General features: G+C 71.9%; 20 protein-coding genes and 1 tRNA gene. 11 read left to right on the top strand and 10 right to left on the bottom strand.

Annotated elements, in window-relative coordinates; genetic code table 11:
* The first annotated feature begins 1 nt into the window (after window position 1).
* Window positions 2-766 (top strand): hypothetical protein, encoded by a 765-nt coding sequence (locus C5H89_RS00105; RefSeq protein WP_162799118.1) that lies wholly within the window; start codon window positions 2-4, stop codon window positions 764-766.
* Here the strand turns inward: C5H89_RS00105 and C5H89_RS00100 are convergent.
* Window positions 692-1,639, bottom strand: coding sequence for an NAD-dependent epimerase/dehydratase family protein (locus C5H89_RS00100; protein WP_104105085.1), 948 nt, complete (start codon window positions 1,637-1,639; stop codon window positions 692-694). The two genes, C5H89_RS00105 and C5H89_RS00100, sit on opposite strands and share 75 nt — an antisense overlap.
* Before the next feature lie 102 nt (window positions 1,640-1,741).
* Between C5H89_RS00100 and C5H89_RS00095 the strand changes: the two genes are divergently transcribed.
* From C5H89_RS00095 to C5H89_RS00080, 4 genes are read left to right on the top strand one after another with little or no spacing between them, the layout of a single operon-like run.
* Window positions 1,742-2,557: an SURF1 family protein gene (locus tag C5H89_RS00095; protein ID WP_162799117.1), complete on the top strand. Its 816-nt coding sequence runs from the start codon at window positions 1,742-1,744 to the stop codon at window positions 2,555-2,557.
* The gene (locus C5H89_RS00090; protein ID WP_104105083.1) at window positions 2,554-2,988 is read left to right on the top strand and encodes a DUF3817 domain-containing protein; all 435 of its coding nucleotides are present in this window, start codon (window positions 2,554-2,556) and stop codon (window positions 2,986-2,988) included. The genes C5H89_RS00095 and C5H89_RS00090 overlap by 4 nt, the downstream gene beginning before the upstream one ends.
* On the top strand, window positions 2,985-3,806 hold the full coding sequence (locus C5H89_RS00085; protein ID WP_104105082.1) for a patatin-like phospholipase family protein: 822 nt from the start codon (window positions 2,985-2,987) through the stop codon (window positions 3,804-3,806). Before C5H89_RS00090 ends, C5H89_RS00085 begins: the two co-directional genes overlap by 4 nt.
* Window positions 3,803-4,846 carry a 1-acyl-sn-glycerol-3-phosphate acyltransferase gene (locus tag C5H89_RS00080; RefSeq protein ID WP_240181611.1) on the top strand — a complete coding sequence of 348 codons (1,044 nt, stop codon included), beginning with the start codon at window positions 3,803-3,805 and terminating at the stop codon, window positions 4,844-4,846. The genes C5H89_RS00085 and C5H89_RS00080 overlap by 4 nt, the downstream gene beginning before the upstream one ends.
* Before the next feature lie 43 nt (window positions 4,847-4,889).
* Here the strand turns inward: C5H89_RS00080 and C5H89_RS00075 are convergent, their stop codons facing one another.
* Window positions 4,890-5,540: a hypothetical protein gene (locus tag C5H89_RS00075; RefSeq protein ID WP_104105081.1), complete on the bottom strand. Its 651-nt coding sequence runs from the start codon at window positions 5,538-5,540 to the stop codon at window positions 4,890-4,892.
* A 149-nt stretch (window positions 5,541-5,689) separates the two neighbouring features.
* Between C5H89_RS00075 and C5H89_RS00070 the strand changes: the two genes are divergently transcribed.
* Together C5H89_RS00070 and C5H89_RS00065 are read left to right on the top strand one after the other, a co-directional pair.
* Window positions 5,690-6,202, top strand: coding sequence for a peptidylprolyl isomerase (locus tag C5H89_RS00070; RefSeq protein ID WP_104105080.1), 513 nt, complete (start codon window positions 5,690-5,692; stop codon window positions 6,200-6,202).
* Window positions 6,203-6,218: 16 nt separating this feature from the next.
* Window positions 6,219-7,157, top strand: coding sequence for a rhomboid family intramembrane serine protease (locus C5H89_RS00065; RefSeq protein WP_104105079.1), 939 nt, complete (start codon window positions 6,219-6,221; stop codon window positions 7,155-7,157).
* A gap of 116 nt (window positions 7,158-7,273) precedes the next feature.
* Here C5H89_RS00065 and C5H89_RS00060 read toward each other — a convergent pair whose 3' ends face one another.
* Window positions 7,274-7,741, bottom strand: coding sequence for a cell division protein CrgA (locus tag C5H89_RS00060; RefSeq protein WP_240181610.1), 468 nt, complete (start codon window positions 7,739-7,741; stop codon window positions 7,274-7,276).
* Window positions 7,742-7,789: 48 nt separating this feature from the next.
* Between C5H89_RS00060 and C5H89_RS00055 the strand changes: the two genes are divergently transcribed.
* Entirely contained in the window at window positions 7,790-8,539 is a 750-nt protein-coding gene (locus tag C5H89_RS00055) for a DUF881 domain-containing protein (protein WP_104105077.1), read from the top strand.
* A gap of 6 nt (window positions 8,540-8,545) precedes the next feature.
* Here C5H89_RS00055 and pknB read toward each other — a convergent pair whose 3' ends face one another.
* The 7 genes from pknB to C5H89_RS00020 are packed head-to-tail and all read right to left on the bottom strand — an operon-like array spanning window position 8,546 to window position 17,390.
* Complete coding sequence (gene pknB / locus C5H89_RS00050; protein ID WP_104105076.1) at window positions 8,546-10,372, bottom strand: Stk1 family PASTA domain-containing Ser/Thr kinase; 1,827 nt, start codon at window positions 10,370-10,372, stop codon at window positions 8,546-8,548.
* Between the two features lie 10 nt (window positions 10,373-10,382).
* Window positions 10,383-11,945: a protein kinase gene (locus C5H89_RS00045; RefSeq protein ID WP_104105075.1), complete on the bottom strand. Its 1,563-nt coding sequence runs from the start codon at window positions 11,943-11,945 to the stop codon at window positions 10,383-10,385.
* On the bottom strand, window positions 11,942-13,408 hold the full coding sequence (locus tag C5H89_RS00040) for a penicillin-binding protein 2 (protein ID WP_104105074.1): 1,467 nt from the start codon (window positions 13,406-13,408) through the stop codon (window positions 11,942-11,944). Before C5H89_RS00040 ends, C5H89_RS00045 begins: the two co-directional genes overlap by 4 nt.
* On the bottom strand, window positions 13,405-14,811 hold the full coding sequence (locus C5H89_RS00035; protein WP_104105073.1) for an FtsW/RodA/SpoVE family cell cycle protein: 1,407 nt from the start codon (window positions 14,809-14,811) through the stop codon (window positions 13,405-13,407). The genes C5H89_RS00040 and C5H89_RS00035 overlap by 4 nt, the downstream gene beginning before the upstream one ends.
* The gene (locus C5H89_RS00030) at window positions 14,811-16,181 is read right to left on the bottom strand and encodes a protein phosphatase 2C domain-containing protein (protein WP_240181609.1); all 1,371 of its coding nucleotides are present in this window, start codon (window positions 16,179-16,181) and stop codon (window positions 14,811-14,813) included. The genes C5H89_RS00035 and C5H89_RS00030 overlap by 1 nt, the downstream gene beginning before the upstream one ends.
* 10 nt (window positions 16,182-16,191) lie before the next feature.
* Window positions 16,192-16,665: an FHA domain-containing protein gene (locus tag C5H89_RS00025; protein WP_104105072.1), complete on the bottom strand. Its 474-nt coding sequence runs from the start codon at window positions 16,663-16,665 to the stop codon at window positions 16,192-16,194.
* Between the two features lie 5 nt (window positions 16,666-16,670).
* The gene (locus C5H89_RS00020; protein ID WP_104105071.1) at window positions 16,671-17,390 is read right to left on the bottom strand and encodes a DUF3662 and FHA domain-containing protein; all 720 of its coding nucleotides are present in this window, start codon (window positions 17,388-17,390) and stop codon (window positions 16,671-16,673) included.
* 162 nt (window positions 17,391-17,552) lie between these two features.
* On the opposite strand from C5H89_RS00020, the gene C5H89_RS00015 reads away from it, so the two are divergent.
* The 3 genes from C5H89_RS00015 to C5H89_RS00005 form a co-directional block, all read left to right on the top strand.
* Window positions 17,553-17,639, top strand: a tRNA-Leu gene (locus C5H89_RS00015).
* Window positions 17,640-17,776: 137 nt separating this feature from the next.
* On the top strand, window positions 17,777-18,790 hold the full coding sequence (locus tag C5H89_RS00010; protein ID WP_104105070.1) for a M48 family metallopeptidase: 1,014 nt from the start codon (window positions 17,777-17,779) through the stop codon (window positions 18,788-18,790).
* Between the two features lie 144 nt (window positions 18,791-18,934).
* Window positions 18,935-19,879 (top strand): ice-binding family protein (locus C5H89_RS00005; protein ID WP_205304778.1); only part of this gene is annotated, 945 nt, incomplete at its 3' end.

The following is a 19,879-nucleotide window of genomic DNA, read 5'->3' as shown; positions in this document are numbered from 1 at the left end:
GATGCCAGCTGTCTCGATGAAGGCGGTCCAGGCCCTCTGCCTGGCCGGAGCACTGGCGACGCTGCTCCGGCCGCACTCCATCCAGCCCTGGTGGCTGCCCGTGCTGGTGGCGGTGACGGCGGTGGTCGTGCTGCTCGGGCTCCGGCGCGGGTGGGAGGCGGGCAGCCAGGTGGCCGCCCTGGTCGCCAGCGTCACCGCGGCGGCGTACGGCGGTGTGGGTGCAAAGCACTGGCGCCCGGTGATCGGCTTCGGTTGGCCCCACGAGGGATCGATCGAGAGCTACGAGCGGCTAGCCCTGGCCGGCGGGGTGCTGGCCGGGCTCGCGGGACTGCTGACGTTGGTGCGGCTGCGGCAGCTCGGCGTGCTCGCGGTCGAGCAACCACGGCTCTGGCGCGGTCTGGCGGTCGGCGTAGCGTTGGCCGCCCTGGTGGTCCTGGTGACCGCGGCCGGCTCCCCGGACGATCGCGACCTGCGCTCCCTGCTGGCCTTCGGCCTGCTCTACGGCGTGCCCTGGGGTGGGGCGGTGGTGTTGGCCGCGCTGCTGCCCGCGCGTCTGGCGGTGGTGGCGCTGGCGAGCGCCGCGGTGGTCGCCGCGCTGACCGTCACCGACACGATGGAGCAGCTCGCGCTCAGCCGGTACAGCCAGGCGGCGGCGGCGCTGGCCCTGGTGGCGCTGGTGGCCTGCCTCGCTCTACGTCAGCCGGGCCAGCGCGGCCCGGAAGTCGGGGACCTCGAACTGCCAGTCGAGTCCGGCGAGCACCTCTGAGGTGCAGTGCCGCCCGGTCAGGCCCAGCGCCGGGTCGGTGCGCAGCACCCGCGAACCCAGCCGCACCGCGACCGCCGGGGCGGGCAGGCCGAAGGGTCGTCGGTAGTGAGCGCGCAGGGCCGCCATCATCTCCGCGTTGCGCACCGGACGGTCGTGAGCGGCCACCAGAACCCCGGACGGGATCTCCTTGCCAGGCTCGAGACCCAGGCAGGCACGGACCACGCGCAGCCAGTCAGCCAGGTGGATCCAGCTGATCCACTGCCGACCGTGCCCCAGCCGTCCTCCCAAGCCTGCCCGGGTGACACCCGAGAGTCGGTGGAGCAGCGGAGAGTCGTCCTGCAGCACCAGCGAGGTGCGGAGCACGATGCGATGGTCGGTGAGGGCCTCAGCGCTGGTCTCCTCCCAGGCACGCGCTACTCCGGTCATCTGGGGGAGTCCCGTCGCGGGAAGGGGCGTCGACTCGGTGATGCGCAGCTCCCCGCCGTCGGACCAGATCGCGGTGGTGGACGCCTGCACCCAGTGACGCAGGGGGGTTGCGAGCCCCTGGCTGGCCCGCACCAGGGCCAGGGTGGGCGCCACGCGCGACTCACGCAGCAGGCGAAGGTTCTCCGGCGTCGCCGGGCGGTCCACCAGGGCACCGGCCAGGTTCACCACGGCCGTCCTGCCGGGATCGTCGAGCTCACTGACCCACTCACCGAGGCTCTCCCCGTCCCAGCTCACCTGGCGGTAGGGCGACGAGGCGTCCGGGGACCGGGTCAGCACGACGATCTCGTGCCCGCGACCCTCCAGGTCGGCGGCGAGCGCCGTGCCCAAGACCCCGGACCCCCCGGCGAGCACGATCTTGAGCGGGTCAGGCGCCGGCGCATCAGTCATGCGGGGAGGCTAGTGGACCCGAGGCTGGTCGCCGTGCAACCGCGGCGCGGCCGGTCGCCGCCGGATCGCCGGTCTCACCGACCGGCAACTAGTCTGGGAGTCGTGTCGATCCACCCTTTGCTGCGCCCCTTCTCCCTCGGGATGCACCTGGTGGCGGTGGTGCTGGTCGCGATCGCGATGCTGCTCGGCGTCTGGCAGGTCCAGGTCTGGCAGGACGAACGCTCCGACGCCGCGGCCGGGCGCGCGGAGCTCGATCCGGTGCCCCTGGCCGACTCCCTGGGACCGGACGAGGCGTTCCCGACCTCCCAGGTGGGCATGCCGGTCCGGATGAGTGGCACCTGGGTGCCCGAGGGGACAGTGCTGGTCTCCGGCCGCCGTCAGGGCGACCAGGACGGCTACTGGGTGGTGACGCCGCTCGCGGTGGCCCCCGACGGGGACGCCGCCGCAGGCCCGGACGACCCGGCGCTGCTCGTCGTACGAGGCTGGACCGCCGGGCTGGACGACGTACCTGCGGCGCCGGAGGGGGCCGCGGAGGTGGTGGGCTGGCTGCAGCCCCCCGAGGGCAGCAGCGGCACCGTCGACGAGGACCGCAGCGACGACGTGATCCCGCAGCTGCGCATCGCCGACGCCATCCAGCACGTTGACCAGGACCTGTACGGCGCCTACGTGGTGGTGGACACCGACTCCGCCGACCTGCGCAACGCCGGGACCGCCGGACTCGCGCCCGCCGACCTCGACGAGCTGCCGGCGGTGGGTCGGGGCACCGGCCTCAAGAACCTGCTGTACGGGATCGAGTGGTGGATCTTCGCCGGCTTCGCGGCCTTCATCTGGTGGCGCTGGTGCGCCGACGAGGTGCGCGCGGCCCGCGCGGCGGCGATGGGTGAGCAGTTGAATCAGCGCGATACCGTCGAGGTGTGAAGAAGGCTCTCACCCGCTACCGCGTCTCCGCCAGCATCGTCGGCGTCCTGCTGATCGTCCTGTGCCTGGTCGGAGTCCCGCTCTCGAACTTCGACGGCACCCCGATGTGGGCCGGTGACAAGATCCCGACCCCGAACTGGTTCGACGACGGCAGCTCCGCCGACCAGCTCGGGGAGTTCATCACCGGCGTGCTCGGCACCGCCCACGGCTGGCTCTACATGATCTTCCTGGTGATGGCCTTCTCGCTGGCCCGCAAGGCGAACTGGCCCATGGGCTTCACCGTGGTCACGCTGCTGTGCGGCACCATCCCGGTGCTCTCCTTCTGGGCCGAGCACCGCGCCACCGCCCGGGTGCGGGCCCAGATGGCCGCCGAGGAACGGGGCGTGGCAGACGACGCAGACCGGGCCGAGGTGGGACCCTCTCCCACGTGACGACCGCGTTCGTGCTGGGCGGCGGCGGCGTGCTGGGCGCCGCCGAGGTGGGGATGCTCCGCGCCCTCCTCGAGCACGGCGTCCGACCCGACCTGGTGCTGGGCACCAGCATCGGCGCCATCAACGGCGCCCTGGTCGCCCAGGACCCCACGCCCGCCGTGGTGGACCGGCTCACCGCCCTGTGGGTCTCGGCCGCGCAGACCCGCGACGTGTACGGCGACCGCCCGCTGCGCTCGGTCCGGCGGGCGCTCACCACCGGCACCCACGTCTACTCCTCCCGCCCGCTGAAGCAGCGGCTCGTCGACGAGCTGGGCGAGACGACCTTCGCCGACCTGCCGGTGCGCTTCCAGGTGTGCGCGGCGAGCATCGAGCGTGCGGCCGAGCACTGGTTCGACGCCGGCCCGGTGGTCGACGCGGTGGTCGCGAGCGCCGCCGTACCTGGCTTGCTGCCGCCGGCCGAGGTCGCAGGGGAGCACTACCTGGACGGCGGCATCGTGAACTCGGTCCCGCTGGGCCGGGCGGTGGCCCTGGGCGCCACCAAGATCTACGTGCTGCAGGTGGGCCGGATCGACCGGCCGCTGAAGGTGCCGACCCAGCCGTGGCAGGTGGCGCGGGTCTCGTTCGAGATCGCCCGGCGGCACCGCTTCGTCCGCGAGATGTCGGAGCTGCCCGAGGGTGTGGAGGCCCACGTGCTGCCCGCCGCCGGTACGTCGGACCGGGACGACTCGATCTTCGCCTTCCGTGACTTCGCCAGCGTGGAGGCCCGGATCAGCGCCACCTACGACGCCGCTCGGGCCTACCTGGACCAGCACCCGTGAGCGACGGCGTGCGGTGGGTCCTCCAGCGATTCGTGGTGGCCCCGCTGCTGGTCGGCGCCACGGTGGCGCTGTGGGTCACGCTGCCCCTGTGGCTGATCGCGGCGGCTGCGCTCTCCCCATTGTTCCCCGGACGCCTGAGGGTGCTGCGCATCGCCTGGGTGGCGCTGCTCTACCTGAGCGCGGAGTCCCTGCTGCTCGCCGTGCTGCTGGCGCTGTGGCTGGCCAGCGGCTTCGGCTGGCGGATCAGGTCGGCGTACTTCGCCGGGATCCACTACGAGCTGGTGGAGGGCACCCTGGTGCTCTTCTTCCGCGAGGCACGCCGGGTGCTGCGCCTGCAGATCACCACCGACGGGCCGGCGCCGCAGCGCTATCCCGACCACCCGGTGCTGGTGTGCTGCCGGCACGCGGGCCCCGGCGACTCCTTCATCCTGATGTACGCCCTGCTGCACTGGTACAACCGGGAGCCCCGGGTGGTGCTCAAGGACACCCTGGCCTGGGACCCGGCGATCTCGGTACTGCTGCGCCGGCTGCCCGCCCGGTTCATCTCGCCCAACCCCGGGCGGGGTGAGGACCTGGAGGGCCACATCGCCGCGCTGGCCCAGGGCCTGGACCCCAACGACGCGTTCGTGATCTTCCCCGAGGGCGGCAACTTCACCCCAGCCCGCCGGGAGCGGGCGATCGGCCGGCTCCGCAAGCTGGGCCTGGAGCGGATGGCCCAGCGCGCCGAGGGCATGATCCACGTGCTGGCGCCGCGGCCCGGCGGGTTCCTGGCGGCCCTGGAGGCGGCTCCGGAGGCGAACGTGCTGATGGTGGCCCACACCGGCCTGGACCACATGCTCACCGTGGCCGACGTGTGGCGCGAGCTGCCGATGGACAAGCAGATCACCATGCGCTGGTGGGAGGTGCCCCGGGCCGAGATCCCCGAGGGTCGCGAGGCCCAGATCGAGTGGCTCTTCACCTGGTGGGAGCGGGTCGACGCCTGGATAGCAGAGAACCGGCCGGAGGATGCTCCTCCGACCGGTTCCGTGGCTCCCGCCTGAGCGGCGGGCCGAGTCTGCGACGCCCGTGGTGCGGGCGTGGGTGCTACTTGGTGTTGTCGGTGCCGGTGGTCGCGTCGTTGATGTCGACGACCGTGGCGGGGGCGTCAGGCGTGCTGGCCTGGTGCGGCTCCTCCGCGGCGTCCGCGAGCGCCTCGCCCGGGGTCGCGCCACCGGCGTCGGTGACCGAGGAGGTCGGCGCGGCGGTGGGCGCGGCGGCCGGCGGCGGGGTGGGGACGTAGGAGCTCTGCCAGTTGTCGGCCTGCCCGCCCCTCAGCTTCTTGAACACCAGACCGCCGACGGCGAGCAGGATCGAGACCAGCGCCACCTTCTTGAGCTTGCCGCCCTTCTTCTTGGGCGGCTCCTGGCCCCTGAGCTCGGCGGCCTTGGCGGCGGCGAAGTCCCGGGCGGTGCCGGCCTTCTCGGTCGCGAGCTCGGCGGCCTTGCCGGCGGCGACGCCGGCGACGACCGAGGCCTTGGCCGCCGCGGAGGATGCCTTCTCCGCGGCGAGGGCGGCCTTGTCAGCGGCCACGACCTTGCCCTGGGAGATCAGTGGAGCGGCCTGGACCCGGGCCTCGTGCGCGGAGCTGCGGGCGGTCTCCAGCGCTGCTTCGAGCTGCGGCCGGACCTGCTCGGCCACGTCCTGGGCCGCGTCCTGGGCCTTCTCCAGGAACGTCTTCTGCCTACGGATGCGCATGTGGTCAACCTTTCGCTCGTGGAGTTCCATCTCACCACGGGCGGACCGGAGGTCACCAGTGTGCCCAGGTTGCGGTGAGATCGTTTGCGGCTCGTGGGAAGATCGCGAGCAGCAACACCCTGTGTACCCACCTTCAACGAGAGGCAGTCATGGCTGACCCGCAGGCCACCCTGAAGACCAACAAGGGTGACATCGTCATCAACCTCTTCCCCAACCACGCGCCGGAGACGGTCGAGAACTTCGTCGGCCTGGCCGAGGGGACCAAGGACTACAAGGACGACGCCGGGCGTTCGGGCGAGCGTTTCTACGACGGTCTCACCTTCCACCGCGTGATCCCGGGCTTCATGATCCAGGGCGGTTGCCCACTCGGCACTGGCACCGGCGGCCCCGGCTACAAGTTCAAGGACGAGATCCACCCCGAGCTCGTCTTCGACAAGCCCTACCTGCTCGCCATGGCCAACGCCGGCCCGGGCACCAACGGCTCGCAGTTCTTCATCACCGTCGGCGCGACCCCGTGGCTGAACACCAAGCACACGATCTTCGGCGAGGTGGCGGACCAGGCCTCGCGCGACGTCGTCGACGCCATCGCCGCGACGCCGACCGGTGCGATGGACCGCCCCAAGGAGCCGGTCGTCATCGAGACGGTCGAGATCACCCGCTGATCAGCATCGACCACGGGTGAGCGACCCCAACGGTCCTGCTGCCGGGGTGCCCACGTGCTATCGGCACCCCGGCCGCGAGACCTACATCAAGTGCCAGCGTTGCGAGCGTCCCATCTGCCCCGACTGCATGCGCGACGCCGCCGTGGGCTTCCAGTGCCCTGACTGCGTCGCCCAGGGTGCGAAGACCACCCGCAGCGGCCGGGCGGCGTACGGCGGCAAGCGCTCGGAGAACCCGCAGCTCACCACCCTGGTCCTGATCGGGATCAACGTCGCGGTCTGGCTGGCGGCGACCGTGAGCGGCGGCCGGGAGTCCCTGCTGGCGTGGAAGCTCATGCTCTCGCCCACCGGCCGGTGCCTGGGCGAGGACTACGCGACGTACTACCCGGGCCTGGACTCCGCGGCCAACTGCGCCGCCATCCCGTCGGCGACCTGGGTCCCGGGCCTGGCGGACGGGGCGTGGTGGCAGGCCATCACGCACGGCTTCGTGCACGTCGACATCTGGCACATCGCGCTGAACGCGGTGGGCCTGTGGGTCCTCGGACCCGCGGTGGAGGCGGCCTTCGGCCGGCTCCGGTTCCTGGCCATCTACCTGCTGGCCACGCTGGCGGCCGGGGCGACGATCTTCCTATTGGCCGACCCCACCGGACGCACCCTGGGTGCCTCCGGCGGCGTCTTCGGCCTGATGGGGGCGCTGATCGTGGTCTCCCTGAAGGTGCACGGCGACATCCGTAGCGTGATGACGCTGCTGGCGGTCAACCTGGCCTTCACCTTCGCCTTCCCCGGCATCTCCTGGCAGGGGCACCTCGGTGGCCTGCTCGGGGGTGCGGCGGCGGCCGCGATCCTCATCTTCGCGCCGCGTGGGGATCGCCGAGGGCTGTGGCAGTGGTCCGGTCTGGCAGTGCTGACGGTCGCCCTGCTGGCGGTCCTGGTGCTGCGCGCGACCGCCCTGTCCTGAGCCGAGTTACACGCGTGTAGTTATACACAGGTTTCTCCCCAGCTGTGCACAACGAAAGAGGACCGCACCCGACGTCGGGTGCGGTCCTCTTCTCGTCGCGATTGCTGAGGTGGGGTTCACTCCCACCGGGTGGCGTAGGTGAATCCCACGGCCATGAACGCGATCCCGACCAACAGGTTGTAGTTGCCCAGGTCGTTGAAGACCCAGATGTCGGTGAGCTTGTCGCCGCTGAAGATGTAGAAGGTGCAGATCCACACCAGGCCCAGCAGGAAGCAGCCGAGCATGCCGACGACCACGCCGTTGCCGCGACCCAACGGCGTGGACGGGTGGGCGGCCAGGGCCAGCCCGAGCATGATGAGCCCGAAGCCGATCAGGTAGTTCCACTTCTCCAGGTCGCCCATGAAGGCCGGCCCGCCGGGCTCCGGAGCCGGCGCGACGGTCGGGTCGACGCGCACGGCGGTGTAGTAGTAGGCCAGCCACGCGATCCCCAGCACCATCAGCACGAGACACAGGACGAATCGCCAGGGCAGGCTCCGCCCGTCCTTGGGGTTGTCGGTCTCCCGGTTGACGTTGGTCTTGGACACCTGGGTGCTCCCTCTGGATCGTTGGTCGGCGGGGCTAGCGTAGTGGTCATGACGACCGGTCCCCATGACTCCCCCTCTCCTCGCAGGTGGCGTCTGGGGACCCCGGCCGTGTTCCTGCTGTGCGGGATCCTGTTCGTGGTGAGCGCGGCCAACAGCGAGGGCACCGACCTTCGCCCCAACCGCTACACCGACCTCGCCTCGATCGTGGAGGCCGAGTCCGACGAGGCGAACGTGCTCACCGCCCGTGCCGCGGCGCTCAACCGCGAGGTCGAGCAGCTGACCAAGGGGCTCGACGACCGCGCGGTCAACCGCTACAACCGCGAGATCGAGGTCATGCAGGACCCGGCAGGGCTCACCCCGCGCTCCGGTCCCGCGGTCACCGTCACCCTCACCGACTCCCCGCTGGAGGTCGCCGAGGAGTACTCCGGGGACCCCAACGACCTCGTGGTGCACCAGCAGGACATCCAGGCCGTGGTCAACGCCATGTGGCGCGGCGGGGCCAAGGCGGTCACCGTGCAGGGCCAGCGCCTGGTCTCCACCACCGGGATCAAGTGCAGCGGCAACACCGTGCAGCTCCAGGGCGTGCCCTACTCCCCGCCGTACGTCATCCGGGCGATCGGCGACCCCGGGGTCCTGCTCTCCTCGATCTCCGAGGACGAGACCCTGGAGATCTACCGCGAGGTGGCGCTGGACCCCGAGATCGCGGTGGGCTGGGACGTCGAGGTGGAGGAGTTCGCCACCGCGCCGGCGTACGACGGCCTGCTGGACCTCGACTACGCCGTGCCGATCGACGGCTGACCCGGGTCAGCCGAGCGGCGTCGTGGGGACGTCGGTCGGCACCGGTACGGCGGTGTCGGTCGGCACCCCCGGCGTGGGGGTGGGCGTCGGCGTGGGGGTGGGCGTCGGGGTCGGGGTCGGGGCCGGCTCCTCGTAGCTGGAGACGAAGATCGTGATGGTGGTGCCCTGCGGCGCCTCCTTGCCCGACTCCGGGCTCTGGCGCACCACGGTGCCCTTCGGCTCGGTGGTCTCGGACCACGGCACGATGTCCGGGGTGAACCCGGCCTCGGTGATCGCCTTCTCCGCGGCCTGCTGGTTCATGCCCACCACCTCGGGCACCGTCTCGGGGCCGTCGGAGACCACCAGGGTCACCACCGTGCCCTCGGGGACGTTCTGGCCCGCGCCCGGAGTGGTCTCGATGACCTGGTCCGCCGGCGCGTCGGACTCCTGGGTGGTGAACTTGACCTTCAGGTTGCGTGACTTCAGCACGTCGCGGGCGGCGGACCGGTCCTGCCCCACGAGGTAGGGCACCTCGACCATCGGGGCGCCCGTGGAGACCACCATGCTGATCGTCGAGCCCGGGTCGACGTAGAGGCCGTTGGGCTCCTGGCTGATCACCGTGTCCGCAGGGGCGTCCGCGGACGGCTCGTAGTCGACGCGGCCCACCCGGAGCCCCTTGTCCACGATCGCCGCGCGGGCCTCGTCCTCGGTCATCCCGATCAGGTCGGGCACCCGGGTCTGCTCCGGGGCGTCGTCGAAGAGCGGGCCCTGGAGCAGGAACACGCCCACGATGATCGCCAGCGCGGCCAGGGCGATCACCACGATCCCGGTGTTGCGCCCCCGGTGGCCGTCGCGGCCCTCGCCGGGCGGGCTGGGAGCCGGTGCCAGGGTCTCGGGCGCAGGCAGGGCGGTGGGCTGGGTCGAGGTCGCCGGTTGCACCGTGGTGGCGGCCGTCGCCGGGAGGCTCGGCGGCGCGGCGACGTGCACCTCCTGCCCGGCGAGGTAGCGCTCGATGTCGGCTCGCATCGCCGCAGCGCTCTGGTAGCGGTCCTCCACCCGCTTGGCGAGCGCCTTCATCACGATGGCGTCGATCTCGGGCGGGATGTCCTCGTCGTAGTCCGACGGGGGAGCCGCCGGCTCGCGCACGTGCTGGTAGGCGACCGAGACGGGGCTGTCGCCGATGAACGGCGGCCGGCCGGTGAGCAGCTCGTAGAGCAGGCAGCCGGTGGAGTAGACGTCGGAGCGGGAGTCCACGGTCTCGCCGCGGGCCTGCTCGGGGGAGAGGTACTGCGCGGTGCCGACCACGGCAGCGGTCTGGGTCATCGCGTTCGCCGCGTCCGAGACCGCCCGGGCGATGCCGAAGTCCATCACCTTGATGTCGCCCTGGGGGGTGAGCATCACGTTGGCGGGCTTGATGTCGCGGTGGATGATGCCGGCGCGGTGGCTGTAGTCCAGGGCGGCGAGCACACCGCTGGTCATCTCCAGGGCACGCTCGGGCAGGATCTTGCGGCCCTCCCGGAGGATGTCGCGCAGCGTCCGCCCCGCGACGTACTCCATGACGATGTAGGGCTGGGCCACCCCGTCCTCACCGTGCTCGCCCTCGCTCCACTCCTCGCCGGTGTCGTAGACCGACACGATGGCGGGGTGGTTGAGGGAGGCCGAGGACTGCGCCTCGCGGCGGAACCGTGCCTGGAAGGTGGAGTCGCTGGCCAGGTCGGTGCGCAGCCGCTTGACCGCCACCGTGCGCCCCAGGCGGGTGTCGACGCCCTTGCGCACCTCGGCCATGCCACCTCGACCCAGCAGCTCGCCGAGCTCGTAGCGGCCACCGACCACGGTCGACTGGCTGTTGCTCATCGTGGGCCTCTCACGGGGAAGGAGTGCTGGTGTCGGTGGGCGTCGGCTCCGGAGTCGGGGTGGGAGTGGGAGTCGGCGTAGGAGTGGGCGTGGGGGTCGGCGTCGGCGTCGGGGTGGGCGTCGGCGTCGGAGTCGGGGTGGGGGTCGGAGTCGGGGTGGGGGTCGGCGTGGGGGTCGGCTCCTCGGTCCGGGGCACCGGGCCCCAGTAGGAGACGGTGACCCGGTCGCCGCGCTCCAAGGTGCCGGTCGGGTCCACCGAGGTCACCCGGTTGCGGGTCTCGTCGCCGGGATTGTCCACCTCGTTGCGGACCACGCGCAGCCCCAGGCCGGTCAGCTCGCGGGAGACCTCCCGCACGTCGCGACCGACGTAGTCCGAGCCGTCGACCTCGACCGTCTTCGGCTCCGCGCTCGCGGAGTCGCTCTGGCTCTGGCTCCGCGTCGGGGTGGGCGTCGGCGACTCCGGGTCGTCGTCGCCACCGTCGCTGGCCTGCCACCAGGCGACACCACCGGCGATCAGGGCGAGCAGCACCAGCCCCGCCACCAGCAGCGGCCAGGACCGCGAGGAGCTGGCAGCCGTCGGCGTGGCCTGGGTGCTGAGCGCCCCGGTCGCCGGAGTCGCCGGCGTCACGGGCTGCTCCGAGGTGGTGGGCAGCACCGAGGTCGCGAGCCCTGGGTCGGAGGCGATGACGGTGGTCGCCCCCTCCAGCGGCACCTGGTCGGCGTACGCCTCGGGGTTGCGCAGGGCGGCCGCGAAGGCGGTGCCGTCGGCGAACCGGGCGGCCGGGTCCTTGGCCAGCGCCCTTCGTACGACGCTCGCCAGGGCGGGCGGGACGCTCGCGGGCAGCTCGGGGACCGGCTGGCGCACGTGCGCCAGTGCCGTGGCCACCGGACTGTCCGCCTCGAACGGCCGGTGCCCGGCCAGGCACTCGAAGGCCACCACACCCAGGGAGTAGACGTCGGAGGCGAAGGTCGCGCTGCGACCCTCGGCCTGCTCGGGGGAGAGGTACTGCGGGGTGCCCATGACCTGCCCGGTCTGGGTCAGCGCCAGCCCCTCGGCCGCCCGGGCGATCCCGAAGTCGGTCACCTTGATCCGCCGCTCGGGGGTCACCAGCAGGTTGGCCGGCTTGACGTCGCGGTGCACGATCCCGGCCCGGTGGGCGGTGCCGAGCGCGTCGGCGACCTGGGCCATCAGGTCCCGCACCGCGTCGGGGTCCATCGGCTCGCCCGAGCGCAGCAGCGCGGACAGCGGCTGGCCCTCGACCAGCTCCATCACCAGGTAGGGCTGCGGTGTCCCGGAGCCGTCGCGCGGCGCGGCCTCGCCGAAGTCGAAGACCGCCGCGATGCCGGGGTGGCTCAGGGAGGCGGCGTGCCGCGCCTCGGTCTCGAAGCGGGCGCGGAACGTGGCGTCGTCGGCGTACTCGGCCTTGAGCAGCTTGACCGCGACCACCCGCTCCAGCACGGTGTCGGTGGCGCGCCAGACCTCGCCCATCCCGCCCGTGGCGATGCGGGAGTCCAGCCGGTAGCGGCCCGCCCCGTCGACGTACCGGGGCGCGGTCTCGTGGGAGTCGCTCATCGGGTCATCACCGCCTCCATCACTGCCTTGGCAATCGGGCCGGCCAGCCGGCCACCGGCGATCTCGCCGCGAGCGATCCCGGCCTTCTGGATCATCACCGCGACCGCCACCTGGGGGTCGTCGGCGGGGGCGAAGGAGGTGAACCAGGCGTACGGCGGCACGTCGTCGATGCCGCTCTGGGCGGTGCCGGTCTTGCCGGCCACCTCGACGCCGGGAATCGCGGCCGCCGAGGCCGTGCCGTTGTCGACCGTGGAGACCAGCAGGTCGGTCAGCTCCTTGGCGGTGGTCGAGGAGACGGCCTGGCTGAGCTCCTCGGGGTCGGCCTTGTCGAGGACCTGGAGGCTGGGGGAGCTGATGGAGTCGACCAAGTAGGGCTTCATCACCGAGCCGCCGTTGCCGATCCCCGCGGCCACCATCGCCATCTGCAGCGGGGTTGCGGAGACCTCGAACTGCCCGATCCCGCTCTGCCCGGTCTGGGCGGCGTCCATCTCCTCGGGGAAGACCGAGGTCACCTGACGCAGCTCCTCGAAGTACTGGCTGTTGAAGCCGAACCGCTCGGCCCGCTCCAGCATGGCGTCCGCACCGACCTCGACCGCCAGGGCGGCGAAGGTGGTGTTGCAGGAGTTCTCCATCGCCTGGGCGAAGGGGATGCGACCGCTGCCGCAGGCCCGTCCCTCGTTGTCGATCCTGCCGGACTCGCCCGAGGTCAGCGGCAGCTGGTAGCTCGCGCCGCCGGGCACCAGCGAGCTGGCGTCGTAGTTGCCGCTCTCGATGGCCGCGGCCGCGGTGACCAGCTTGAAGGTCGACCCCGGGGGGAGCCGCATGCCGACGGCACGGTTGATCAGCGGCTCGCTGTCCAGGTCCTCGAGCTCGCGCTGGGCCTTGACGACCTCGCCGAACCGGTGGCTGGCCAGCCGGTTGGGGTCGTAGGAGGGCAGCGAGACCATGGCGAGCACCTTGCCGGTGGACGGCTCCAGGGCCACCACCGCGCCCTCGACCGGCCCGGGCAGCGAGGAGAGCCCGTCGTACGCCGCCTGCTGGGCGGCCGCGTCGATCGTCAGCTGCACGCTGCCGCCCTTGGGCGGGTCGTTGCTGAGCATGTCGATCACCCGGGTCACGAACAGCCGTGAGTCCTCCCCGGACAGCACCGGGTTCTGCGAGCGCTCCAGCCCGGTCTGGTTGAAGTAGGTGAACGCGCCGGTGAGGGGGGCGTAGAGGAACGGCAGCGGGTACTCGCGCTGGAACTCGTACTGGTCGTCGGTCTTCACGCTCTGGGCGATCGGCTGACGGCCCACCAGGATCGGACCGCGCTCCTGGGAGAACGCCGCCTCGACGACCCGGCGGTTGTTGGGGTCCTCGGCCAGCTCGCCGGCCTTGACGTACTGCAGGTAGGAGACGTTGAGCAGCAGTGCGAGGAACAGCAGCATGCAGAAGATCGAGATGGTCCGGATGGGCTTGTTCATCGCAGCTTCACCACCTGGGTGGCGTCGTCGACGCTCACCGGCTCGTCGGGCGTCAGGTCCGGGGGTGGCCGCCGGGCCTGGTCGGAGATGCGGGCGATCAGCGCGATGATCACCCAGTTGGCCACCAGCGAGGAGCCGCCGTAGGACAGGAACGGGGTGGTGAGGCCGGTCAGCGGGATCAGGCTGGTGACGCCGCCGATGACCACGAAGACCTGGAGGGCGAAGATGCCGGCCAGCCCGGTGGCGACCAGCTTGCCGTAGCCGTCGCGGCAGATCAGGGCGGTGCGCAGCGCCCGCTCCACGATCAGGCCGTAGATCAGGATCACCGCGATCACCCCGGTCAGACCCAGCTCCTCGCCGATCGCGGCCACGATGAAGTCGGACTCCGCCAGCGGGACCCGCTCCGGCGAGCCGCCGCCGAAGCCGCGGCCGATCAAGCCGCCCCAGCCCATGCCGAACATGGTCTCCACGATCTGGAAGCTCTTGGCGCCGTCCTCGTCGGAGTAGAAGTCCATCGGGTGCAGCCAGGTGTCGAAGCGGACCCGCACGTGGCCGAAGAGCTGGTAGCCCAGGAACGCCCCAGCGGAGAACAGCAGACCGCCCACGACCAGCCAGCCGGGCCGCTCGGTGGCGACGTAGAGCATGATCAGGAACAGGCCGAAGAACAGCAGGCTGGAGCCGAGGTCGCGCTGGAAGACCAGGACGCCGAGGCTGATCAGCCACATCGCCAGGATCGGGCCCAGGTCGCGGCCTCGGGGCAGGTCGATGAAGAGCACCCGGCGGCCGGCCAGCGCCAGCGCGTCGCGGTGCAGCACCAGGTAGCCGGCGATGGCCAGCACCAGCAGCACCTTGGCGACCTCGCCGGGCTGGAAGCTCAGCGGGCCGACGCGGATCCAGATCTGGGCGCCGTAGATCCGGGTGCCGAGCCCGGGCACCAGGGGCAGCAGCAGCAGCACCACCGCGGCGAGGCCGCTGGTGTAGGTGAAGCGCTGCAGGACCCGGTGGTCGCGCAGCAGCACCAGGGTGGCGATGAACAGGCCCACGCCCAGGGTCATCCAGATCAGCTGCTGCTGGGCGAAGTCGTGGGCCTCGCCGGCGGCCTCCTTGGCCAGGTCCAGCCGGTAGATCACGGCCAGGCCGAGCCCGTTGAGCGCCGCGACCAGCGGCAGCAGCACCGGGTCGGCGTACGGCGCGGTGAACCGCAGGGTCAGGTGGGTGGCGAGCACCAGGGCGGTGAGCCACCCCCCGTAGCCGATCAGGTTGACCGGCACCTCGCCGTCGACACCCAGCCCGACTGCGGCGTAGGCGCCGATGCCCACCACCAGCGCCAGGAACAGCAGGAAGAGCTCCGCGCCCCGCCGACGGCGGTGCACGAAACCCATCAGAGCTCCGGTCTGGCTCATCAGCCGGCGACCTGCTGGGCCGCGAGGTTGTCCACGGTCTCCTCGGCCTCGGCCAGGTCGTCGGCCTCGATGCCCGCGCGGACCTCGCCCGCGTCGTAGTCCGAGAGCCGGTCCAGGGAGATGTCGGTGGTCTCGTAGGGCCGGGAGAGCTCCAGCCCCGGTACGTCGGCGTTGACGCCGCGGAAGATCGTGACCACCCCGTCGTGCTCGCCCACGTAGAACTGCTGCTGGGTCCAGTGCCAGGCCACCGCGAGTGCCATCCACAGGGTGCCCAGGATGGTCATCGCCACCAGGGTGCGCCGGGCCCAGAAGAAGCGCAGGGGCGGACGCGGCGCGTAGCGCGCGGTCTCGGTGTCGAGGGGGTCCGACGGGATCGCGAAGTCGACGTCCCCGGGCAGCTCGGCGGTGGGAGCCTGCTCGTGGGGCGCGCTGCGGGCGCGGAACAGCCCCGTCGAGTGCCCGCGGTTGCCCCGCGGCAGCTCGGCGGCGGCGCCCACCAGCAGCGGCTCCAGGTCGGTGGTCGCGGGGTCCGTGCCGGCGACCACGTCGGCGACCACGCAGGTGACGTTGTCGGTGCTCCCGGCCTCGAGGCTGGCACGGACCAGCTCGACGGCGGCGTAGTCGGGGGTGCCGCGGCCCAGGATGTCGCGCAGTCGGGCGTCGGGCAGCACCCCGCAGGCACCGTCACTGCACAGCAGCAGCCGGTCACCCTCCTGCACGACGACGACGAAGAGGTCGGGCGCGGGGTCGTGCACGCCGTCGAGGGCCTTGAGGATCAGGTTGCGGTGCGGGTGGACCCGCGCCTCGTCCTCGGTGATCCGGCCCTCGTCGATGAGTCCCTGCACGAAGGTGTGGTCGTGGGTGAGCTGGCTGATCTCGCCCGAGCGCCAGAGATAGGCGCGGCTGTCCCCGACGTGCGCGATGCCCAGGGCGTGGCCGTCGAAGAGCGCGAGGGTGGCCGTGGTGCTGGTGCCGCTGATGGAGGGGTCCTCCTCCACCAGCTCGCCGATCCGGTCGTGGGCGCGGTGCACGCTGCCCGCGACCCGGGCCAGCAGGTCGTCGGCGGAGAGGTCACCGGGGGGCTCGTCGAGCCGGCGGAGGACCGAGACCGCGGTGCTGGAGGCGATGTCGCCGCGGGCGGCGCCGCCCACCCCGTCGCACACCGTCAGCAGCCAGGGGCCGGCGTATCCGCTGTCCTGGTTGTCCTTGCGGACCCGCCCGACGTCGGAGACGGCGGAGTAGTTGAGCTTCATCGCGGGCGCGCCAGCGGTCCGGGACCGCTCGGCGGTGTCGGACTGCTCCTCGACGTGCGTACCCGCGGCGACGTGGCGCCGGTCGCGGATCACGGTGTCGTTCTCGGGGTCGGTCACGTGGGACGGCCTACTTCCGGAGCTCGAGGATCGTCTTGCCGATGCGCACCTGGGTGCCCAGGGTCAGGGTCGTGGGCTGCGTCAGGCGCGAGGAGCCGATGTAGGTGCCGTTGGTGGAGCCGAGGTCCTCGACGTACCACTGGTCGCCGGACGCGGCGACCCGGGCGTGCCGGGTGGAGACGTAGTCGTCGTCGAGCCGGATCGCGGCGTCCGAGCCCCGGCCGATGAGCAGTGGGGCGTCCGCGAGCTCGGCGCGCTCGCCGGCGTTCGCACCCTCCACGACCAGCAGGTGGGTGGGGGCGCCGCGCCGCCGGCTGGGCTTGGGCTGCTTGCTGGCCTTGTCGGGCTTGGCGCCGCCCCGGGCTCCCGCCGGGACGCGCGCCCCGAACATGTCCGAGCGGACCACCGAGATGGCGGAGAGCACGAAGATCCACAGCACCGCGAGGTAGGCGAACCGGATCAGGAAGAGTGTCAGCTCGGACATGGCGGTCAGCCCCTGCCGTGGTCGTCGTCGACGAGGCGCACGGTCAGCTCGGTGTTGCCGACCTTGACCACGGTGCCGTCCTTGAGGGGGGCGTGCTCGACCTTGCGGCCGTCGACCAGCATCCCGTTGGTGGAGCCCAGGTCGACCACGGACAGGTCGAGGTCGCCGTCGTGACGGTCGGAGACCACGAACTCCACGTGCCGTCGACTCACGCCCGGGTCGTTGATCCGGATGTCGGACTCGGTGCCGCGCCCGACCACCACGCCGGGCGGCATCAGGGGGTGCCGGGTGCGGTTGATCTCCAGCATCGCCCGCGGGGTGCGGTGCCGGGTGCGGTGGTCGTCGCCGCTCACCGAGGCCTCGGCCCGGCTGCGGATCCGGAAGCGGCCGGTGGTGAGGTCGGGGGCGGCCTCGAAGCTGATGTGGACCGGGCCCGGGAAGACGTAGCCCTGGCTCTCGGCGTGGTCCTGCAGCTGGTCGGCCAGGTCCCGCGCCATCGCGTTGTCATAGGGGGAGAGGCGCTCGAGATCGGTGTCGGAGAGCTCCACGTCGAAGTCGTTGGGCACCAGGCGCCGGTCGCGGCTCAGGATCTGGGCGTTGTTGTCGATCTCCCGCTGCAGCGCGGCGGAGATCTCGACCGGCTGTACGGCGCTGCGGAACGCTCGCGCGAAGACGCCGGAGACCACCTGCTCGAGGCGCTGCTCGAAGCGCTGCAGACCGCGCACGTGCTCACTCTCCTGGTTGGACGGCGTAGAGGACTGTCCGTGATCGTATCCGCCGCACGGCTCATACCCCCTGTACCCACGTCGGCCCGCCGTCGGACATCTCCTCTCCGGACGCCGGTTTGGGGGTTGCGTCGTCGCTGGGCTAACCTGAGCCCGCTTCAAGCGCGAGTGGCGGAATAGGCAGACGCGCACGGTTCAGGTCCGTGTGTCCGAAAGGACGTGGGGGTTCAACTCCCCCCTCGCGCACCACCAAAGGCAAGGCCCCGGATCTCTGATCCGGGGCCTTCGTCGTGATGCGGGTCGCGCTACCTCGTGCTCGCGTCCCGGAGCCCGCGCAGATGCCCAACGTGCGGACACCAGCCGTGTGGTGCGCAAGGATCCCCGTCATGACCCAGAACGCCACTCGCCCCAGGACGCCTCTGCCCGGAATCAGCTCCCGCGCCTGGGAGCACCCGGCGGACCAGGGCGCCCTGGTGGCGCTGCGCAAGCTCAAGGGGTTCGACTCGTTGATCAAGGCCATGTCCGGCCTGATCAACGAGCGGACCGTGCGGCTGATGCTGCTGGGCTCCTCGGTCCGGGTCGACGAGCGGCAGTTCCCGGTGGTGCACCGGCTGCTCAACGACGTGGGGACGACGCTCGACGCCGGGTCCCTGCCCGAGCTCTACGTGCGGGCGTCTCCCACCTTCAACGCGCACGCGATCGGGATGGAGAAGCCCGTCATCGTCGTCGACTCCGGCCTGGTGCACCTGCTGGACGAGGACGAGATGCGGTTCGTGCTGGGCCACGAGCTCGGGCACGTGCTGAGCGGTCACGCCGTCTACCAGACCCTGCTGCAGCGGCTGCTGGCGATGACCGGGGTCTTCTCCGCGGTGCCCGGAGGGGCGCTGGGCATGCGAGGCATCCTGGCTGCGCTGATGGAGTGGTCCCGCAAGGCCGAGCTCTCCGCCGACCGGGCGGGGCTGCTCGCCGCCCAGGACCCCGCCGCCGCCACCCGCGTGCACATGAAGCTCGCCTCCGGCGGCACCCTGGAGCACCTGGACGCGACCTCCTTCTTCGCCCAGGCCGGGGAGTACGCCGAGACCGAGGACCTGCGGGACTCGGTCCTGAAGGTCTTCCTGGTCGAGGGGCGCTCGCACCCCTTCGCGGTGGTCCGTGCCGCCGAGCTGCGCCGCTGGACCGAGTCCGGCGCCTACGCCGAGATCCGCACGGGCAGCTATCCCCGGCGTGAGGACGACGCCGAGGCCAAGGTCAGCGACGCCGCCCGCAAGGCCGCCGCCAGCTACGCCGAGACGTTCCGGCGCAGCCAGGACGCACTGGGCCGGCTGTTGCACGAGACCGCGGGCCTGGTGGGCTCGGCCAGGACATGGCTCGACGAGCGGTTCGGCCCCCGCCCCGGCTGATCCCGACACGCCTCTTCCGTGCGTCCATGAGGCGTCTCGGTCCTCGATGAACGACACTGTGCACCACTGGCCCTATGCCAACCGATCAGAACCGCCCCGCGTGAGTGGGTCGCCCTACGCGGATGACTCCGCACGTGGAGAGACATGACCCAGCCCTGCTCGACCCGGCCTGCCCGCAGCACCCGACGCCTTACCTCAGGGCTGGGGCTCGCTGCGGCGGGCTTCCTGGTGGCCGGCCTGGCCGCGACGGGGGTGGCCCCCGCCCAGGCCGCTGAGGCGCCGATCGATCTCGGCGCGGCCTCGAGCTTCTCGGTCCTCGCGGGCTCGGCCGTCACCAACACCGGCCCGTCCACCATCGGCGGAGACCTCGGCCTGACCCCCGGCTCCGCCGTCACCGGCTTCCCGCCAGGCACCGTCCTGGGCGCCGTGCACGTCTCCGACACGACCGCGATCACGGCGCAGAGCGGCCTCGCCGCCGCCTACGACGCCGCCGCCCGCCGGGCTGCCACCGCCGCCATCGCCGCCGACCTGGCGGGTCAGACGCTGAAGCCCGGTGTCTACGCCGCACCCACCCTGGAGCTGACCGGCACGGTGACGCTGGACGCGCAGGGGGACCCGAACGCCGTCTTCCTCCTGCGGTCCGCCTCGACCCTGACGACAGCGTCGGACAGCAAGGTCTCGCTCATCAACCGCGCATCGCCGTGCAACGTGTTCTGGCAGGTCGGGAGCTCTGCGACGCTCGGCACCAGGACGGACTTCGCGGGAACGGTCATGGCGCTCACCTCGGCCACCCTGAACACCGGTGCCCGGGTCGATGGGCGGGTGCTGGCGCGCAACGGCGCCGTCACCCTCGACACCAACACCCTGGCGACCATCAACTGTGCACGGCCCGTGGCTCCGACCTCGAGCCCGAGCCCGACCCTGAGCCCGAGCCCGAGCCTGAGCCCGACCCTGGTCCCGAGCCCGACGGGCCCGATCACGCCGACCGGCGGCCCGACACCGAGCGCCTCCCCGACCGGCGGCCCGACACCGAGCGCCTCCCCGACCGGCGGCCCGACATCGAGCGCCTCTCCGACCGGCGGCCCGACA

Origin of the sequence: Nocardioides sp. 616 (assembly GCF_002930065.1) — a bacterium.
In the GTDB taxonomy this organism is placed as follows: Bacteria; Actinomycetota; Actinomycetes; order Propionibacteriales; family Nocardioidaceae; genus Nocardioides; species Nocardioides houyundeii.
Note: the sequence above shows the minus strand (reverse complement) of the source record. Positions and strands in the feature narration are given on the sequence as shown.

Bases quoted from the DNA above. Each gene is read 5' to 3' on its own strand.
- C5H89_RS00105 (WP_162799118.1), top strand. From the start codon at position 2: ATGCCAGCTGTCTCGATGAAGGCGGTCCAGGCCCTCTGCCTGGCCGGA.
- C5H89_RS00040 (WP_104105074.1), bottom strand. From the start codon at position 13,408: ATGAACAAGCCCATCCGGACCATCTCGATCTTCTGCATGCTGCTGTTC.
- C5H89_RS00045 (WP_104105075.1), bottom strand. From the start codon at position 11,945: ATGAGCGACTCCCACGAGACCGCGCCCCGGTACGTCGACGGGGCGGGC.
- pknB (WP_104105076.1), bottom strand. From the start codon at position 10,372: ATGAGCAACAGCCAGTCGACCGTGGTCGGTGGCCGCTACGAGCTCGGC.
- C5H89_RS00075 (WP_104105081.1), bottom strand. From the start codon at position 5,540: ATGCGCATCCGTAGGCAGAAGACGTTCCTGGAGAAGGCCCAGGACGCG.
- C5H89_RS00025 (WP_104105072.1), bottom strand. From the start codon at position 16,665: ATGTCCGAGCTGACACTCTTCCTGATCCGGTTCGCCTACCTCGCGGTG.
- C5H89_RS00010 (WP_104105070.1), top strand. From the start codon at position 17,777: ATGACCCAGAACGCCACTCGCCCCAGGACGCCTCTGCCCGGAATCAGC.
- C5H89_RS00055 (WP_104105077.1), top strand. From the start codon at position 7,790: ATGACGACCGGTCCCCATGACTCCCCCTCTCCTCGCAGGTGGCGTCTG.
- C5H89_RS00035 (WP_104105073.1), bottom strand. From the start codon at position 14,811: ATGAGCCAGACCGGAGCTCTGATGGGTTTCGTGCACCGCCGTCGGCGG.
- C5H89_RS00070 (WP_104105080.1), top strand. From the start codon at position 5,690: ATGGCTGACCCGCAGGCCACCCTGAAGACCAACAAGGGTGACATCGTC.
- C5H89_RS00100 (WP_104105085.1), bottom strand. From the start codon at position 1,639: ATGACTGATGCGCCGGCGCCTGACCCGCTCAAGATCGTGCTCGCCGGG.